The organism is Jiangella alba (assembly GCF_900106035.1).
In the GTDB taxonomy this organism is placed as follows: domain Bacteria; phylum Actinomycetota; class Actinomycetes; order Jiangellales; family Jiangellaceae; genus Jiangella; species Jiangella alba.
On sequence record NZ_FNUC01000004.1, the window covers coordinates 1,869,143 to 1,885,722 of the forward strand.

At 72.7% G+C, this 16,580-nt stretch carries 14 protein-coding genes; 3 read left to right on the forward strand and 11 right to left on the reverse strand.

Annotated features, from left to right (window positions below):
- The first annotated feature begins 56 nt into the window (after window positions 1-56).
- Window positions 57-1,304: an MFS transporter gene (locus BLV02_RS26595; protein WP_069108842.1), complete on the forward strand. Its 1,248-nt coding sequence runs from the start codon at window positions 57-59 to the stop codon at window positions 1,302-1,304.
- On the opposite strand, the gene BLV02_RS26600 is transcribed toward BLV02_RS26595, so the two are convergent.
- The 9 genes from BLV02_RS26600 to BLV02_RS26640 form a co-directional block, all read right to left on the reverse strand.
- Window positions 1,264-2,952 carry an FAD-binding oxidoreductase gene (locus tag BLV02_RS26600; RefSeq protein ID WP_069108841.1) on the reverse strand — a complete coding sequence of 563 codons (1,689 nt, stop codon included), beginning with the start codon at window positions 2,950-2,952 and terminating at the stop codon, window positions 1,264-1,266. The two genes, BLV02_RS26595 and BLV02_RS26600, sit on opposite strands and share 41 nt — an antisense overlap.
- Window positions 2,949-3,719 (reverse strand): lysophospholipid acyltransferase family protein, encoded by a 771-nt coding sequence (locus BLV02_RS26605; protein ID WP_069108840.1) that lies wholly within the window; start codon window positions 3,717-3,719, stop codon window positions 2,949-2,951. The genes BLV02_RS26600 and BLV02_RS26605 overlap by 4 nt, the downstream gene beginning before the upstream one ends.
- Entirely contained in the window at window positions 3,716-4,501 is a 786-nt protein-coding gene (locus tag BLV02_RS26610; RefSeq protein WP_069108839.1) for an SDR family NAD(P)-dependent oxidoreductase, read from the reverse strand. The genes BLV02_RS26605 and BLV02_RS26610 overlap by 4 nt, the downstream gene beginning before the upstream one ends.
- The gene (locus tag BLV02_RS26615; RefSeq protein ID WP_216093926.1) at window positions 4,498-6,792 is read right to left on the reverse strand and encodes an HAD-IB family hydrolase; all 2,295 of its coding nucleotides are present in this window, start codon (window positions 6,790-6,792) and stop codon (window positions 4,498-4,500) included. The genes BLV02_RS26610 and BLV02_RS26615 overlap by 4 nt, the downstream gene beginning before the upstream one ends.
- 178 nt (window positions 6,793-6,970) lie before the next feature.
- Window positions 6,971-9,001, reverse strand: coding sequence for a HelD family protein (locus tag BLV02_RS26620; RefSeq protein WP_083288173.1), 2,031 nt, complete (start codon window positions 8,999-9,001; stop codon window positions 6,971-6,973).
- Between the two features lie 78 nt (window positions 9,002-9,079).
- Window positions 9,080-9,394: a hypothetical protein gene (locus BLV02_RS26625; protein WP_069108837.1), complete on the reverse strand. Its 315-nt coding sequence runs from the start codon at window positions 9,392-9,394 to the stop codon at window positions 9,080-9,082.
- On the reverse strand, window positions 9,391-9,822 hold the full coding sequence (locus BLV02_RS26630; protein WP_069108836.1) for a hypothetical protein: 432 nt from the start codon (window positions 9,820-9,822) through the stop codon (window positions 9,391-9,393). Before BLV02_RS26630 ends, BLV02_RS26625 begins: the two co-directional genes overlap by 4 nt.
- Window positions 9,819-10,697, reverse strand: a complete 879-nt coding sequence (locus tag BLV02_RS26635) for a hypothetical protein (RefSeq protein ID WP_069108835.1) — start codon at window positions 10,695-10,697, stop codon at window positions 9,819-9,821. The genes BLV02_RS26630 and BLV02_RS26635 overlap by 4 nt, the downstream gene beginning before the upstream one ends.
- 61 nt (window positions 10,698-10,758) lie before the next feature.
- Window positions 10,759-12,405: a DNA repair helicase XPB gene (locus tag BLV02_RS26640; RefSeq protein ID WP_069108834.1), complete on the reverse strand. Its 1,647-nt coding sequence runs from the start codon at window positions 12,403-12,405 to the stop codon at window positions 10,759-10,761.
- Between the two features lie 36 nt (window positions 12,406-12,441).
- Here BLV02_RS26640 and BLV02_RS26645 point away from each other — a divergent pair, with 36 nt between their 5' ends.
- Together BLV02_RS26645 and BLV02_RS26650 are read left to right on the forward strand one after the other, a co-directional pair.
- The gene (locus BLV02_RS26645; RefSeq protein ID WP_069108833.1) at window positions 12,442-12,948 is read left to right on the forward strand and encodes a GNAT family N-acetyltransferase; all 507 of its coding nucleotides are present in this window, start codon (window positions 12,442-12,444) and stop codon (window positions 12,946-12,948) included.
- A gap of 147 nt (window positions 12,949-13,095) precedes the next feature.
- The gene (locus BLV02_RS26650) at window positions 13,096-14,775 is read left to right on the forward strand and encodes an LCP family protein (RefSeq protein ID WP_143045074.1); all 1,680 of its coding nucleotides are present in this window, start codon (window positions 13,096-13,098) and stop codon (window positions 14,773-14,775) included.
- A gap of 129 nt (window positions 14,776-14,904) precedes the next feature.
- Here BLV02_RS26650 and BLV02_RS26655 read toward each other — a convergent pair whose 3' ends face one another.
- Together BLV02_RS26655 and BLV02_RS26660 are read right to left on the reverse strand one after the other, a co-directional pair.
- Window positions 14,905-15,741: a DeoR/GlpR family DNA-binding transcription regulator gene (locus BLV02_RS26655; RefSeq protein WP_216093924.1), complete on the reverse strand. Its 837-nt coding sequence runs from the start codon at window positions 15,739-15,741 to the stop codon at window positions 14,905-14,907.
- Window positions 15,742-15,754: 13 nt separating this feature from the next.
- Window positions 15,755-16,558, reverse strand: coding sequence for an ABC transporter permease subunit (locus BLV02_RS26660; protein ID WP_069109536.1), 804 nt, complete (start codon window positions 16,556-16,558; stop codon window positions 15,755-15,757).
- Between the last annotated feature and the right edge of the window lie 22 nt (window positions 16,559-16,580).

A 16,580-nucleotide genomic window follows, 5' to 3' on the forward strand; every position in this document is an offset into this window, starting at 1 on the left:
CGTGCGCGACCTGGTGGTGGGGAGGCGCGCCGCCGAAGCGTTCCTCCGGAGTCCCTGTGTCCCCTCTCGCCTCGTACCGCCGGCTGCTCTCGCTGGCCGGCATTGGGTACGTCGTCGTCGCCTTCCTCGGCCGGCTGCCGCTGGCCATGAGCCAGATGGGCACGCTGCTGCTGGTGTCCGACGCCACCGGCCGGTACGCCGCCGGTGGCCTGGCCGCCGGCGCGCTGGCCGTCGCCAACGCCGTCGGGGCCCCGCTGGCCGGTGGCATCGCCGACCGCGTCGGGCAGCGGCCGGTCGTGCTGGCCCAGTCGCTGACGGCGGGCGTCGCGCTCGCCGCGCTGGTCGCGGCCGTGCAGTCCGACGCGAGCATCCCGGTGCTGGTCGGCGCGGCCGCCGTCGCCGGGTTCACCATGCCGCAGGTCGGCCCGCTGGCCCGGGTGCGCTGGCGGCCCATCACGCACCGCACCGGCGCCGCGCAGCCGCGGCTGGTCGACGCCGCGTTCTCCTACGAGGGCGCCGCCGACGAGGCGTCGTTCGTGCTCGGACCGGCGCTGGTCGGCCTCGGCGCCGTGGCGCTGAGCCCGAGCGGCGCGCTGCTGGCCGCGGCCGGCCTGCTGGTGGTGTTCGGCTCCTGGTTCGCGTTGCACTCGACCGCCCGGCTGACGCACGCGCTGCGGGCGTCGGCGGCCGCGCACGGCACGGCGTTCGTCACCGTGGCCTTCCTGACCCTGTGCCTGGCGCAGCTGCTCATCGGCGTGATCTTCGGCGCCACCCAGACCGGTACGACGGCGCTGGCCACGGCCGCGGGCACGCCCGGGATGGCCGGCCTGGTGCACTCCCTGCTCGGCGTGGGCAGCGTGCTGGCCGGGCTGGCGACCGCCGCGCTGCCGGCGCGGTTCGGCTACGACAAGCGGATCCTGGTGTTCGCCACCGGGCTGGTGGTGCTGTCGGCGCCGCTGCTGCTGGCTGGGTCGCTGGCCGCACTCGTGCCGGTCGTGCTGGTGCTGGGCCTGGCCGTCGCGCCGTACATGATCAGCGTGTTCGCCGCCGCCGAGCGGACGGTGCCGGCCGCCCGCGTCGGCGCCGCGATGACGCTGCTGGCCGGCGCCACGGGCATCGGTTACGCCGTCGGGTCCGGCATCGCGGGCCGGCTGGCCGACCTCGGCGGGCACCGGCCCGCGTTCGCCGTCACGGTCACCGCCGCGGCGCTCGCGGTGCTGCTGGCCGTCGTCCGGCTGCGCACCCAGCGCCCGGCGGGGGACGTCACCACTCCCGATGGGCTGGCAGCAGCGTCCCAGGGTTGAGGTTGCGGCCGGGGTCGACGGCCTCCAGCAGCCCGGCCATGACGTCGACGCCGGCCGGGGAGATGTCGTCCTCGAGCCAGTGCGCGTGGTCGGTGCCGACGCCGTGGTGGTGCGAGATGGTCGCCTCGTTGTCGATGAACGACTGCTGGATGGCCTTCTTCACCACCCAGTACTGCTCGATCTGCTCCGCCGCCACGTCGGTGCTGGGCGGGAACGCGAAGGTGAAGTACAGGCACGCGCCGGAGTGGTAGCTGTGCGACAGGTGGCACATCGCGAAGCCCGTCACGCCCAGCTCGGCGTAGGCCTCGTTGGCCGCCCGGATGGTGTTGGCGTACAGGTTCATCAGCTTCGACCACGGCGCCGCGGTCTCGGACACGTCGCCGAGCGCGCCGATGTCGAGCAGGAAGTCGCGGATGTACGGGGTGTCGAACTTCTTCTGGTCGTACAGCGAGCCCGGGCCCTTGCCCAGTTTGATGCCGCCGTGCTTCTTCACGATCTTGCCGACGATGGCCTTCTCGTGCTTGAGGTGCGACTCGGCGCCCTCGTAGCCGATGTAGGACAGGCAGGCGGCGGAGAGGTCCCAGCCGCGCCGCTCCAGCACGTTGAACAGGATCGGCCCGGCCTTCGCCGCCAGCCCCTTCGACGGCTTCTGCATGGACAGCGAGAACGCGGTCTCGTTGGCGTCGGACACGCGGGTGACCGTCGGCGACGCGTCGGACTCGGAGATCTCGTGCATCGCCGCGACGCCGGCCGCCCACGTCGGGAACAGGTACGCGATGATCTCGCGGTTCTCCGGCAGCCGGTGCACGTTGACCCACGCCTCGGTGATGATGCCGAGCCGGCCCTCGGAGCCGAGGATCATCTCGCGCACGCTCGGCCCGGACGACGTGCTGGGCAGCGGCCGCAGCACGATGACCTTGCCCGGCAGCACGACCCGCAGGCCGCGGGTGATGTCGGCGATGTCGCCGTACTTGTCCGACTGCATGCCCGAGCTGCGGGTGGCGATCCAGCCGCCGAGCGTCGAGTGTTTGAAGCTGTCGGGCTGGTGCCCCATGGTCCAGCCGCGGGCGTTGAGCTGGTCCTCGAGATCCGGGCCGAGCGCGCCGGCCTGGATGCGGGCCAGCCCCGCCGCCTCGTCGACCTCCAGCACCCGGCTCAGCCGGCCGAGGTCGAGCGACACGACGACGCGCTGCTCGTCTGCCTGCGGGGTCAGCGAGCCGGAGATGTTGGAGCCGCCGCCGAACGGGATGACGACGCCGTCGGCCGCGACCACGGCGTCGACGACCTGGCGCAGCTGGTCCTCGTCGGCCGGGTAGACCACGACGTCCGGGACGCGCGGGAGATCGCCGGCGCGGACGCGCACGAGGTCGACCAGCCCCTTGCCGTAGGTGTGCACGACGCGGTTGAGGTCGCCGGTGTCGACGTACTGCTCGCCCACGGCGTCGCGCAGCTTGGTGCCGAGGTCGTCCTGGAGCTGGGAGGCCGGCACCTCGAGGTCGTCGAACGCGGGCGGCGGCGTGCCGGGCGCGTTGAGGTCGAGGCCGATCTTCTCCATGACGAACGGAGCCAGCCTGGGCTTGTCGTCGTGGGTGAAGCTGATGCCCTCGACTCCCCAGCCCCACCACTTCTGGTGCTTGACACCGGTCACGACGCCTCCTCCTTCTGGGCGTGGTCGCTCGCCTGCTCCGCCGGATGCTCCGGCGAGGCGGCGTCGCGCAGCGGTTTCCCCTCGGCGTCGGGGTCGCCGGTGGCGACCATGGCCGCCACCTTCGCCTCGAGCCGCTCGGTCAGATCGCGGGTGCGTTCCCCCGCCTCCGGGTGGATCGGCGCGCCGATGACCACCGTCACCGGCGGCCGGCCCGGCTTCGGCCAGAAGTGCCCGACCGGCATGGCGTCGGAGGTGCCGATGATCGCCACCGGCACGCACGGCACGCCCTGCGCGATGCTCAGCGCGGCCGCGCCCGGCTTGAACCGCTTGACGCCGCTCTCGGTGTTGCGCCGGGTGCCCTCGGGGAACACGACGACGGGGACGTCCTCGCTCAGCAGCCGGTTGGCCAGGCCGCGGCCCTTGCCCATGTCGGCGTTGGTGCGGCTCACCGGATAGGTGTTGAAGAACAACGACGTCGCGGCCTTCATCCACCACCAGCGGTAGAAGTAGTCGGCGGCGGCGTTGACGGCCAAGGTGCGGGTGTAGCGACGTGGCAACTCGGTCACCAGCAGCGGCGCGTCGAGGTGGCTGCTGTGGTTGGCGACGACGATGAACGGGGCGTCGAGGTCGTCGAGGTTCTCGGCCCCGAGCACCGACACCTTCGTCGTCAGGTGCACGACGGGCCGCAGGAGCACGCGCTGCGCCACGAACCGGGCCCAGCGGTGCCAGGCCGCGTGGTACCTCTTCGTACTCGCCAGTTCGCTCATCGTCGTCCGCTCAGCAGTCGCGCCGTGACCTTGCGCACCGCCGCCCGGGGGGCGTGTTCGGCCAGCAAGGCCAGGACCTTGAACCGTGCTGACGGTACCGAACGGACCCGCCTCTTCTCGACATCGGCCAGGCAATCGGCCACGACGCGGTCGGCGTCGAGCCACAGCGACGACGGGATCGAGCCGGTGCGGATGCCGGCCCGGTCGTGGAACTCGGTGCGCACCCAGCCCGGCAGCAGCGCCGTGACCTGCACACCCGTGCCGGCCAGCTCCAGTGACAGGCTCTCGGAGTAGATGCGGACGAACGACTTGATCGCCGCGTAGCCGCCCTGCGGGTTGAAGCCGGCCACCGACGACACGTTGACGATGACGCCGTGGCCGCGATCACGCATGGTGCGGGCGGCGGCCGCGCCGAGCACCACGACCGCGGTGATCATGAGGTCGATGGCGTGCTCGTGCTCGCGGGTGTCGTCGGTGGCGAGCTTGGCGTGCACGCCCTTGCCGGCGTTGTTGACGAACACCTCGACCGGAGCGCCGGCGTCGGTGAGCCGGGCGACGACGGCGTCGACCTGCGCGCGGTCGGCGAGGTCGGCCGGCAGCACCTCGACGTCGACGTCGTAGCGGCGGCGCAGCTCGTCGGCGGTGCTCTTCAGCCGGTCCTCGTCGCGGGCCACCAGGACGAGGTCGCAGCCGCGTGCCGCCAGGGCCCGGGCGAACGCGAGGCCGATGCCGGACGTCCCGCCGGTGACCAGGGCCCGGCCGGTGAGCAGCGGCGCGGTCATGCCCGTCGTGCTCCCCGCACGCTGCGCACGACCGGCGACAGCCGGCCCTCGGCGGTGGTGGTCCAGGTGTGCACCGGCCAGCGCTTGGACTTGGCGTACCGGTACAGGCTGGCGTCGGGGTTGACGGCGTTCGGGTGGCCGACGACCTCCAGCCAGGAGCGGTCGGCGTAGCTGTCGCCGTAGGCGTACGAGCCGGTGAGGTCGAGCCCCTCGGACCGCGCGTACCGGCGCAGCCAGGCCGCCCGAGCTTCGCCGACCAGAGGCGGCGTGGCCAGGTGCCCCGTCCAGCGGCCGGACTCGTCGGACTCCATCTTGCCGGCCACCATGACGTCGAACAGCGGCGCCAGCGGCTCGACGAACACGTCGATCTCGCCGGTCAGCAGGACGGTGCGGTGCCCGGCAGCACGGTGCGCCTTGATGCGCTCGAGCGCCTGCTCGAACAGGCCGCGGTGCAGCGACACCGTCACCTCGTCGGCGATGACCTTGCGCAGCTCGTTCTCGTTGACGCCCTCGTAGCGGCGCATGAACGTGCGGATGAAGTCGCCGCGGTCGCGCCGCTCGGCCTGCAGGTAGCGCGGGCCCAGCGCGACCAGGTTGCTCAGCACGACCGGCCACCGCGACAGCGGCTTGGCGGCCAGCTCGATCCACACGTAGTGCTCGACCAGCGTGGCCGCGGCGACCGTCTTCTGCAGGTCGAAGACGGCGACGACGTCGGTGCGCCGAGGCAGCTCGAGCGGCGCCGGGCCGGAGGCCGAGCCGTCGCCGCCGCTGCCGCGGGTGAGACCGGGCACGCCGGGGATGTGGATCTTCTGCAGGTAGTGCGCCCAGTCGATCTCGGTGACGTCGAAGCCGTGCTCGGCCTTGCGGTCGTCGGGCAGCGACGCGTGCAGCTCGCGCAGGCGGGCGTCGTCGAAGATGACCTCGGTCTCGGTGTACGGCTGGTACAGCGAGGTGAACTTGCGCAGGGTGTCGAGGTCGCGGCGGGCGCGGTAGATGGTGGAGATCCACTTGCGCGACCGCTCGCTCGGCGGCAGGCGGTCGACGGCCTTGTCGGCGAGGTCGACGACCCGCTCGCGGCGGCGCAGCGCCCGCTCGACCACGCCGCGGTGCGGGAACGACCACGACGGGACCGCGACGTGCCCCTTGGCGTCCTGCAGCGGGTTGGCCTCGAAGTACTCATGCACCAGCCGCAGCAGCCGCCCGAACGGCAGCGGGTTGGTGATGCCGGAGCTGACCTGGAAGTACTGCGCCTCGCCGGCCGGTGGCGGCGCGGCGGCCGCGGCCAGCGCGGCGTTGACGACGAAGTCGACCGGGATGACGTCGAGCACGGTGTCGGCCAGCGCCGGGAACTCGGGCAGCAGGCCGCGTCCGTACGCCGCGATGAGCGGGTCGGCGACCTTGAAGCCGTCGATCCAGCCGGGGAACGGGTGCTTGAGCGACGACTCGATGATGGTCGGCCGGACGACGGTCAGCCGGTGGCCGGCGCCGGCCCAGAGGTCCTCGGCGACCCGTTCGCCCAGTGCCTTGGTGAAGGTGTAGACGTCGGGCCAGCCCAGGCTCTGCGCCCGGGTGCGGCCGGCCTCGACCAGCTCGTCGCGGACCCACTCCTGGCGGGCCTGCTCGGCGGCGTCGGTGACGACGCGCGCGCCGGCCCGGCCGTGGTCGGCCTGCGCCTGCGTGAGCAGCCGCTGCAGCAGCCGCGGGTTGCGCGACAGCCGCTCGACGTCGGGGCGGGCGGCCTGGGCGTAGGCGAGCTCGGCGACGCGGTCGACCTCGTGTTCGAGGCTGCGCTCCTCGGCGATGCCCTTGCGCAGCCCGGCGACGTAGCCGGTGGAGACGTGGACGACGTGCGGGTCGGTGCCGCCCGCGAGCAGCGCGCGGTACAGCGACTCGGGACCGGACACGTTGGAGTCGAACGCCTCGTCGATGGGCAGGTCGAAGGAGACCGTCGACGCGGAGTGGATGACGACGTCGACGTCGGCGGGCAGCGGCGGCAGGGCGCCGAGGTCGCCTTCGAGGACGGTGACCCGCGCGCGGTACTGCCGCTCGGCCTCGTCCTCGCCGACGGCCTTGCGCCACGTGCCGAAGACGGGTTTGCGGAACAGCCGGTCGATGCGGTCCTGTGCGCTGAGCGCGCCGCGTGGCCGGACGATGAGGCTGACCCGGGTGTCGGGGTAGCTGGACAGCAGCTTCTCGAGCAGAGCCTGTCCGACGAACCCGGTCGCGCCGGTGAGGAGAACGTGTGCGCCGTGCAAGATCGAGGTTCCTCCGCTGGCCGTGTCGGCGCTCACCGGCGGATTCCCGAGGCACCGCGTCCGGCCTGTGCCAGGTCGAAGTCAGATGCCATGCGCCCTCCCCAGGCAGGTGCCGCCGCTCGGTCGAGCGATGTTTCGGGGGGTGCCGATGACCCCATACGCCGTGCAGACAATACACAGAATGTAGCCCTTGGCGGGCATCGCCATCGTATCGCTACTGGTGAATCAGCGGATCGGGCAGCGGCTCGCGGTGCACGACGGTGAGCGACGACACCGCGCGGGTGAGCACGACGTAGAGGCGGCGCAGCCCGGCCGGCTCGGCGGCGACGATGGCGGCCGGCTCGGCGACGATCACGTGGTCGTACTCCAGACCCTTGGCCAACGTGGCCGGGACCAGCGTGATTCGGGCGTCGTCGGCCAGCCGTCCGACCGGCAGGCCGGCGGCGTCGAGGGCGGCCGCGGCCGCGTCGGCGGCGTCGTCGGCGACGATGATGCCGAGCGACCCCTCGCGGGCGGCGACGTCGCGCGCGGCGTCGACGACGGCCGCCACGAGCTCGCCGCCGGTGCGCGTGACGTCGAGGCGCCCCGGGTTGGACCGGACCGGCTCCGGCGGCGCCACGCCCGGCGCGATGACGGGCAGCAGCTGTCCGGCGAACTCGACGACGGCGGCCGGGACGCGGTAGCCCTTGCGCAGCACCTCGAGGTGGGCGTCGTCGTGGGCGAGGTGGCGCAGCGCCTCCGGCCAGGACGGCGTCGCCCACGGGGTGGTGCCCTGGGCGATGTCGCCGAGGACGGTGAGCGAGCCGGTGGCGGCGCGGCGGCCGACGGCGCGCAGTTCCATGGGGGACAGGTCCTGCGCCTCGTCCAGCACGACGTGGCCGACGCCGGAGATCCGCTCCAGTGCCGCGGCCGCCTCGTCGACGAGGACGGCGTCGGCGTGCGACCACGGCGCCGTCTTGGGGCCGCGGGCCGGCTTGTGCCACAGCAGCCGCTGCTGCTCGTCGGCGTCGAGAATGCCTTCGGCGGCCGCGGCCAGCAGCTCCGGGTCGCTGAGCAGCCGCATGACCAGCTTCACCGGGTCCAGCGCCGGCCACAGCTCGTCGACGTACGCCTTCACCGGCCGGGACCGGGCGACGGCGTTCTGGACGCGGTCGTCGGTGATCTCGCCGGCCGCCTCCATGCGCAGCAGGACGCGGTGCGCCAGCCGCTGGCCGAGCAGCGCGCGGGCCGTCGTGTAGCCGTCGCCGCGCTCGCGCAGCGTGCGGATCGCGTCGGCGGCCTCGTGCACCGGCACCCGCCAGCGCCGGGTGCCGCGGGCGACGTAGAGCGTCTCGGCGGGCTCCCCGAGGTGCGACCAGATGGCGTTGCGCAGCACCTCGGCCATGCGGGCGTCGCCCTTGAGCGTCGCCGTCTCCGGGTCGTCGGCGGCGCGGACCGGGACGCTCTCGACCAGTCCGGCGACGGTGACCTGGCGGACGTCCACCTCACCGAGCGTCGGCAGCACCTGGGCGATGTAGTGCAGGAACGCCTGGTTCGGGCCGATGACCAGCACGCCGGTGCGGGCCAGCCGCTCGCGGTAGGTGTGCAGCAGGAACGCCGCCCGGTGCAGCCCGACGGCGGTCTTCCCGGTGCCCGGCGCGCCCTGCACACAAACCGTCCGGTCCAGGCTCGCCCGCACCACCTCGTCCTGCTCGGGCTGGATGGTGGCGACGATGTCGCGCATCGGGCCGACGCGCGGCCGCTCGATCTCCTCGGTGAGGATGCGGCTGGTGACGTCGGCCTCGCCGGGGTCGAGCAGGTGCTCGTCCTCGTACGACGTGAGGTCGCCGCCGGCGAACCCGTAGCGGCGGCGCAGCGTGACGCCGTGCGGGTCGTCGCGGGTGGCCCGGTAGAACGCCCGTGCCACGTCCGCCCGCCAGTCGATCACCATCGGGTCGCCGTTGCCGTCCATGACGTGCCGGCGCCCGATGTGAAAGGTGTCGTCGCCGTCGTCCGCGGTGCGGTCGATGCGGCCGAAGAATAGCGGCAGCGACGGGTCGTCCTCGAGCGCCTTGGCCCGGCGGTACAGCGAGGCCTTCAGGTACTCCGTCGAGACGTGGTCCGCGCTCTGCGCCGTCAGCGACAGCGTGTGCTCGCGCATGGCGGCGAGGTCGGCGCGTGAGCGGCGCAGATGCTCGCGCTCGGAGCGCAGGACGGGGTCGGTGGACACAGAGGGCCTCCTAGGGCTCGGCGGAAGATGAGACATTTCCGACGGCCCGGTGTCCCGGTCCGGTCGCGAAGGGCATCGGAGCTTAGTTCGCGCCGGCCCGGGGTGTCCACCGATTTATGGCGCCAGGATGACCCACAGGAGCGACGCGCCGACGACACCCACGGCGATGCCCACCACCGAGACGAGCAGTCCCCGGCGCACGTTGTCGGGCTGGAAGCCGCCCAGCACGCTGAAGCACAGCCACAGCCCGTGGCCGAGACCGAGCAGCCCCAGGGTGAGCAGGGTGAGCGCGCCGAAGATGGCGTCCCACTGCCCGGCGAAGGCGTCCTTCAGGTGACCCGGCCGCCGCTGGGCGACGAGGTAGCCGATGGCCGTGATCAGCACGGCGGGACCGACGGTGAGGCCCACCGCGGTGGCGAGGCGCCTCACGCCGCCTCGCTTCCGCGGCCGGAGCGAAGGGGGAACGCGGACAGCCGCCGCCGGACCGACCGGATCCGGTCGTCGTCCCAGCCCTCGCGGCGGGCGAAGTGGGCGAGCACCTCACGCAAGCGGTTCACATCCTCGATCACCTGGTGTTGGTCGGCGGACAGGCGGCGGGCGGCGGGCCGCTCGGCGAAGATCCACGTCGCGAGCGCGACCAGGGCGGCGCCCGCCGAGGCGACCAGCCAGACGGCCCGGCCCGGCTCGGGGTCGGCGACCCACGTCGATCCGGCGGTGGCGAGTGCGGCCAGGGCCAGCACCGCGACGGCCGACCGCAGCAGGCGCACGCCGAGGCGTCGTCTCCTGACCTGGGCGATCCGCCGTTCGCAGCGTTCGAGAAGCGCGAAGAAGGCCGCACCGCTGACGAGGTCCGTCATCGACGTTCGTCCCCTCCGGTGTCGATGAAGTCTCTGAGCGTCCGGCTGAAATGACCCCGGAGCACGCCGAGCTGCGAGTCGTCCAGCTGCGACGTCTGGGCGGGCAGCCCGGGCAGGAACTGGTGCCGGATCAGCCGCGAGCCCATGGGCAGGACGGCCAGGTTCAGCGACGTGTCGACCTCGAGGTCACGCAGGAGCTCCCCGAACGGCGACTGCCTGCCGCCCGGTCGCGGGAGGTAGTAGTCGCGCGCCTCGTCGATGCGGTTCCAGTAGAGGTCGGCCTTGGAGACGACGACGATGAGCCAGCGCAGCCGCGTCGCCACTTGCTGGTCGATGAGGTCGCGCACCAACGTCCGGAAGTCCAGCAGCTCCTTGTCGAGGTGCCATGCGCGCACCTCGTCCGGGTCGACGTGGCGCGTGCCCGTGGTCAGCCGCGCCGCCACCTCGCGCTGGTCGGTGCGCTGCCAGATCCGGTTGTGCCCCCAGCAGGCGACGTAGACGAGGCCGTGCGGCGACGCGTCGCCGCGCATGGTGTCGTCCATGGCCTCGTCGCGTTCGAGGGAGTCCTGGCCGGGGATGACGGTGACGACGGCGCGCGTGCGCCGCCGGCCGGACCCGAACTGGGCCGTGTGCTTCTCGATGCGCGGGCTGCGCCTGCTGTCCGGGTCGCCACTTCGGATCAGCTGGGCCAGCGCTCCGTACAGCACCGTCTTGCCGGCGCCGGGCGGTCCGCAGATGACGATCGGGTTGGTCGCGACGCCGAGCGTGCCCGCCCTGGCGACGGCGGCCGGCGGACGGTGGCCGTCGTCGCCGTGGTCGACCGCGTGCCGGATGCTCTCCCATCGTGCGTGTATGCCGTCCCAGAGATCGGACACACGTCCTCCGCGCGACTGGTTGCCGAGCCAGCATCGTAGCGATCATCGGCCCGGACCGGAATCAGCCCTCGCGCAGGAGGTCCTCGGCGTCGGCGATCTGGTAGGCGTAGCCCTGCTCGGCGAGGAAGCGCTGCCGGTGCTGGGCGTAGTCCTGGTCGACGGTGTCGCGGACGATGACGGAGTAGAAGCGGGCCGTGCGGCCGTCGGCCTTGGGACGCAGGATGCGGCCGAGCCGCTGCGCCTCCTCCTGCCGCGAGCCGAACGTGCCGGACACCTGGATGGCGATGCTGGCCTCGGGGAGGTCGATGGAGAAGTTCGCCACCTTGCTGACGACCAGCGTGCCGATCTCGCCGGTGCGGAACGCGTCGAACAGCCGTTGCCGCTCGCGCACCGTGGTCTCGCCCTTGACGACCGGGGCGCCGAGGCGTTCGCCGATCTCGTCGAGCTGCTCGAGGTACTGGCCGATGACCAAGGTGGGCTCGCCCGCGTGCCGCTTCACCAGGCCCTCGACGACGCGGGTCTTGGCGTCGGTGCACGACGCCAGCCGGTAGCGCTCGTCGGGCTCGGCGGTGGCGTAGGCGAGCCGTTCGCCGTCGGTCAGGGTGACGCGGACCTCGACGCAGTCGGCGGGGGCGATCCAGCCCTGGTTCTCGATCTCCTTCCAGGGCGCGTCGTAGCGCTTCGGGCCGATCAGCGTGAACACGTCGTCCTCGCGGCCGTCCTCGCGCACCAGCGTGGCCGTGAGCCCGAGCCGGCGCCGGGCCTGCAGGTTCGCCGTCATGCGGAAGATCGGCGCCGGCAGCAGGTGCACCTCGTCGTACACGATGAGGCCCCAGTCGCGGGCGTCGAGCAGCTCGAGGTGCGGGTAGACGCCCTTCCGCCGGGTGGTCAGCACCTGGTAGGTGGCGATGGTGACCGGGCGGACCTCCTTCTTGGCGCCGGAGTACTCGCCGATCTCGTCCTCGGTGAGCGACGTGCGCTTGATCAGCTCGTCGCGCCACTGCCGGGCCGCGACGGTGTTCGTCACCAGGATCAGCGTGGTGGCGCCGGCCCGGGCCATGGCGGCCGCGCCGACCAGCGTCTTGCCGGCGCCGCACGGCAGCACGACCACGCCGGAGCCGCCGTGCCAGAAGCCGTCGGCGGCCTCGCGCTGGTACGGCCGCAGCGCCCAGCCGTCCTCGGCCAGCTCGATGGGGTGCGCCTCGCCGTCGACGTAGCCCGCGCTGTCGTCGGCCGGCCAGCCCAGCTTGACCAGCGCCTGCTTGAGGTTGCCGCGCTCGGACGGGTGCACGACGACGGTGTCGGGGTCGAGCCGGGCGCCGACGAGCGGGCTGACCCGCTTGGACCGCAGCACCTCCTCGAGCACCGCGCGGTCGGTGCTGACCAGCACCAGTCCGTGGACCGGGTGGCTCTCCAGCCGCAGCCGCCCGTACCGGGCCATCGTCTCGGCGACGTCGACCAGCAGGGCGTGCGGCACGGGGTAGCGGGAGTACTTGAGCAGGGTGTCGACGACCTGCTCGGCGTCGTGACCGGCGGCCCGGGCGTTCCACAGGCCGAGCGGGGTCAGACGATAGGTGTGCACGTGTTCGGGAGCCCGCTCCAGCTCGGCGAACGGCGCGATGGCGCGGCGGCAGTCGTCGGCGTGGTCGTGGTCGACCTCGAGGAGCAGGGTCTTGTCACTCTGGACGATGAGGGGTCCGTCGTTCACCGCCCCATTGTCCCGTACCGTCGGCCTGTGAGTGAAATGGTCGAGCGGGTCACCGAGATCGGCGACGACTTGGCCGCCTGGCTGCTGACCTGCTGGGTCGACGTGTCGAACGCGGGCGGTGCGGTCGGCTTCCTGCCGCCGGCGACGGCCGCCGACGTGCGGCCCGCGCTGGACGACCACCTCGCCGGCGTCCGCGCCGGTGCGGGATTCCTCGCCGTGCTGCGGGTCGACGGCGAGCGGGCCGGGTTCGCGTTCGTCATCGGCTCCACCCAGCCGCTGTTCCGGCACTGGGCGACGGTGCTGCGGCTGCAGGTGCACCCGCGGTTCCAGGGCCGCGGCGCCGGCCGGGCCCTGCTCGACGGCCTGACCGACCTCGCCCGCGCCGACGGGCTGGAGTTCCTGCACCTGACCTATCGCGACGGCATGAGGCTGGACCGGTTCTACGAGTCGTGCGGGTTCGCCGAGGTGGGCCGGATCCCGGGCGCGATCAGGGTCGCGCCGGGCGACGACCGCGACTCCGTGCTCATGATCCGGAAGCTGTGAATCGGGACAGGCCGGGCACGCCGGGAACGCGGGTGCGTCGGTGGGAGTTCGACACGTGAGGCACAATGTCCGGCGACCCATCGGCAGCACGTCCCGACCTGGTGAGGAGGCAGCCCGCGCAGGGGCACGCGTGTGGCGGCGGCATCGATGAGCAGCGACGAGACGGTCGGCCGACGAGCTCGGGGGCGACGCACCAACGTCAGCCCGGCCGAGTTCCGCCGCTTCCTGCGCCAGGTCGGTGTCGGCACGCTCGTTCCGGGCGCCGGGCTCATCTCGGCCGGGCGGAAGAAGCTGGGCTGGACGGTCCTCGTCGCGTTCGTGCTGCTCGCCGCCGGAGCCGTGGTCGCCGTGGTGCGCAGCGGGCGGTCCGGCCTGGTCGACGCCGGCACCGACACCGACACGCTGAACCTCATCACCGCCGGCCTCGCCGCGGTGGCCGTCGCCTGGCTGCTGACCGCGCTGGTCAGCCTGTACCTGTTGCAGCCGCGCGGCCTGCGGGGCCCGCAGCGGCTGCTGTCGGCGCTCGTCGTCGTGGTGGTCGCCTCGCTGGTGGTCAGCCCGCTCAGCCTCGGCAGCCGGTACGCGTACACCCAGCGCGACCTCATCGGCAGCGTGTTCGCCGACGACGACCAGCCCAGCCTCACCATCCCCGACTCGTCCGACGAGGACCCGTGGGCCGGCCAGCAGCGGGTCAACGTGCTCATCCTCGGCTCCGACGCCGGGCCCGGGCGCGACGAGACCCGCACCGACACCGTCATGGTCGCCAGCATCAACACCGAGACCGGCGACACCGCGCTCTTCTCGCTGCCGCGCAACCTGCTCAACCTGCCGATGCCGCCGAACACCCCGCTCGCCGAGGCCTACCCGGACGGCTGGGAAGGCCCCGAGGAGGACGCCTACTACTGGCTGTCGGCGGTGTACCGGTTCGTGCCGTACGAGTTCCCGGAGTTCTTCGAGGGCATCCCCGATCCCGGCGCCGAGGCGGCCAAGCTCATCGTCGGCGAGGCGCTCGGGCTCGACATCTCCTACTACGTCATGGTCAACCTGCGCGGCTTCCAGTACCTGGTCGACGCGTTCGGCGGCATCGACATCGACGTGCCCTACCGCATCCCGATCGGCACCAAGGAGCAGTGGGGCCGCTGCACGGAGCCGTCGGGCTGGATCGAGCCGGGCAAGAACCAGCACCTCGACGGCTACCGCGCGCTCTGGTTCGCGCGGGCTCGCTGCGGCCCCGGCCCGGTCTCCGACGACTACGAGCGCATGCGCCGGCAGCGCTGCGTCATCGGCGCCATCACCGAGCAGGCCAACCCGACGACGCTGCTGCGCCGCTACCAGCAGCTCGCGTCGGCCGCCGAGAACACCATGTCGACGGACATCACGCAGTCGCGGCTGTCCGACTTCGCCGAGCTGGCGCTCAAGGTGCAGGAGTCCGGCGGGCTGCGCAGCCTGCCGTTCACCAACGACATCATCGAGTACCACAACCCCGACTACGACGTCATCCGCGAGTACGTCCAGGAGTCGCTCGACCCCGCCGCCACGCCGCCCGCCGAAGAGGAGCCGACGGGGGAGCCGGCGGACGACCCGACCGGTGCGGAGGAGCCGCCGGCCACCGAGGAGCCGGCCGACCCGCCCACCGGCGAGGAGGAGCCGCCGGCCACCGAGGAGCCGGCCGACCCGCCCACCGGCGAGGAGGAGCCGCCGGCCGAGGGCGAGGAGGAGCCGCCGGCCGAGGGCGAGGAGGAGCCGCCGGCCGAGGGCGAGACGCCGGGCGGCACCGAGACGCCGAACGACGCCGACGGCGCCGTCAACGTCGACGACGTCTGCTGACGAGGACTGGCACCTGGGCGACGGATCCGTGCGGCGCGTGTCGCGCCCCGCTTTCCGGCTCACGCCCCGGAAACCGGCGCTTGCCGAGTTGAACTGGGCGCCATCCGCCGGATTCCGGGGCGTCAGCGGTCAGACGAGGTGCACCTCGACGCCCGCGGTGCGCAGGGCGGTCAGCTCGTCCTCGGGGGCGCTGGGGTCGGTGACCAGCACGTCGACCTGGTCGACGTCGCAGATGCGGGCGAACGCGCGGTGGCCGATCTTCTCGCCGGTCCCGGCGACGACGACGCGGCTGGCCCGCTGCACCATGAGCGCGTTGATGCCGGCCTCGCCGACGTGCCGGCAGGACGCCCCGCCGGCCGCCGTCAGCCCGTCGATGCCGAGGATGAGCACGTCCAGCCACAGCTCGTTGAGCACCAGCGTGGCCAGCGGGCCGGTCATCTCGTAGGACTGCGGCCGGGCCACCCCGCCGAGCGAGACGGTGCGGATGTGCGGGCGCAGCACCATCTCGGTGGCGATGTTCAGCGCGTTGGTGACGACGGTCAGCGCGTGCTCGCCGGAGTGCGGGCCGTGCTCGATGCGGGCGGCCAGCCGCCGCGCCGTCGCCGACGTGGTGGTGCCGCCGTTGAACCCGACCACCATGCCGGGCTCGACGAGGTCGGCGGCGAGCGCGGCGATGCGTTCCTTCGCGTCGCTGCCCGACGACGCGCGGTAGCGGGCCGGGAGGTCGTAGGCGACCGCCGTCGCCAGCACACCGCCGTGGGTGCGGGTGACCAGCTGCTGGCGGGCCAGCTCGGTGAAGTCGCGGCGGACGGTCGCCTCGGACACCGACAGCGCCGACGCGGTCTCGGTGACACTGAGGCGGCCCCGCTCGGCCAGCAGGTCGAGCATCTGCCGCCAGCGACGGGCGCGGTCGGGCGCCTGCCCGTCCAGGTCGGTGCCGGCTTCCCCGGCCGGCTGGTCGGTCACGACGGCGTCCCCCTCACTTGACCGCCCCGGCGGTCAACCCCGCCACCAGTCTCTTCTCGATCAGCGCGAACAGCACGACCACCGGCACGATACCGACGATCGACACCCCGAACACATACTGCCAGGCCGACTCGTACTGCCCGACGAACTTGGTCAACGCGACGGACAGCGGCTGGTTCTCGGCCGTGGTCAGGATGACGAGGCTGGCGGCGAACTCGTTCCAGCAGGCGACGAACGTGAAGATGATCGCGGTGACCACACCGGGCCACACCAGCGGCATCGTCACCCGGCGCAGGATCTGCAGCCGCGACGCGCCGTCGAGCGCGGCCGCCTCGTCCAGCTCGCGCGGGATGGCGGCGAAGAAGCTGTGCATGATCCACACCGCGAACGACAGGTTGAACGCGCTGTTGACCAGGATCATCGCCAGCCAGGTGTCGTTGATGCCGAGCGTGACGAACTGCCGGAACAGCCCGGTGGCCAGCACCGTCGGCTGCAGCATCTGCGTCACCAGCACGAGCAGCAGGAACACCAGCCGGCCCGGGAACCGGTACCGCGCCGTGTAGTACGCGGCCGGCGCGGCCACCACCAGCACCAGCAGCGTCGCACACACCGAGATGACGATCGTCGAGACGAGGTTGTACGGCAGCGGCGTCTCCGGCGTCGACCACATGTCGACGTAGTTCGACGGCAGCCATTCCTCGGGCAGGTACGTCGGCGGCACCCGCAGGATCTCCGACCGCGACTTGAACGACCCGATCAGCATGATCAGGTACGGCAGGACGAAGACCAGCGCGATGAGGGCGCCGGCGACGGCCATCAGGGTCCGGCGCGGGCTCCGG

Excerpts from the sequence above, each read along its gene's own strand:
- BLV02_RS26605 (WP_069108840.1), bottom strand. The coding sequence starts at position 3,719 with ATGAGCGAACTGGCGAGTACGAAGAGGTACCACGCGGCCTGGCACCGC.
- BLV02_RS26630 (WP_069108836.1), bottom strand. The coding sequence starts at position 9,822 with ATGACGGACCTCGTCAGCGGTGCGGCCTTCTTCGCGCTTCTCGAACGC.
- BLV02_RS26660 (WP_069109536.1), bottom strand. The coding sequence starts at position 16,558 with ATGGCCGTCGCCGGCGCCCTCATCGCGCTGGTCTTCGTCCTGCCGTAC.
- BLV02_RS26620 (WP_083288173.1), bottom strand. The coding sequence starts at position 9,001 with ATGTCTCATCTTCCGCCGAGCCCTAGGAGGCCCTCTGTGTCCACCGAC.
- BLV02_RS26650 (WP_143045074.1), top strand. The coding sequence starts at position 13,096 with ATGAGCAGCGACGAGACGGTCGGCCGACGAGCTCGGGGGCGACGCACC.
- BLV02_RS26610 (WP_069108839.1), bottom strand. The coding sequence starts at position 4,501 with ATGACCGCGCCGCTGCTCACCGGCCGGGCCCTGGTCACCGGCGGGACG.
- BLV02_RS26645 (WP_069108833.1), top strand. The coding sequence starts at position 12,442 with ATGGTCGAGCGGGTCACCGAGATCGGCGACGACTTGGCCGCCTGGCTG.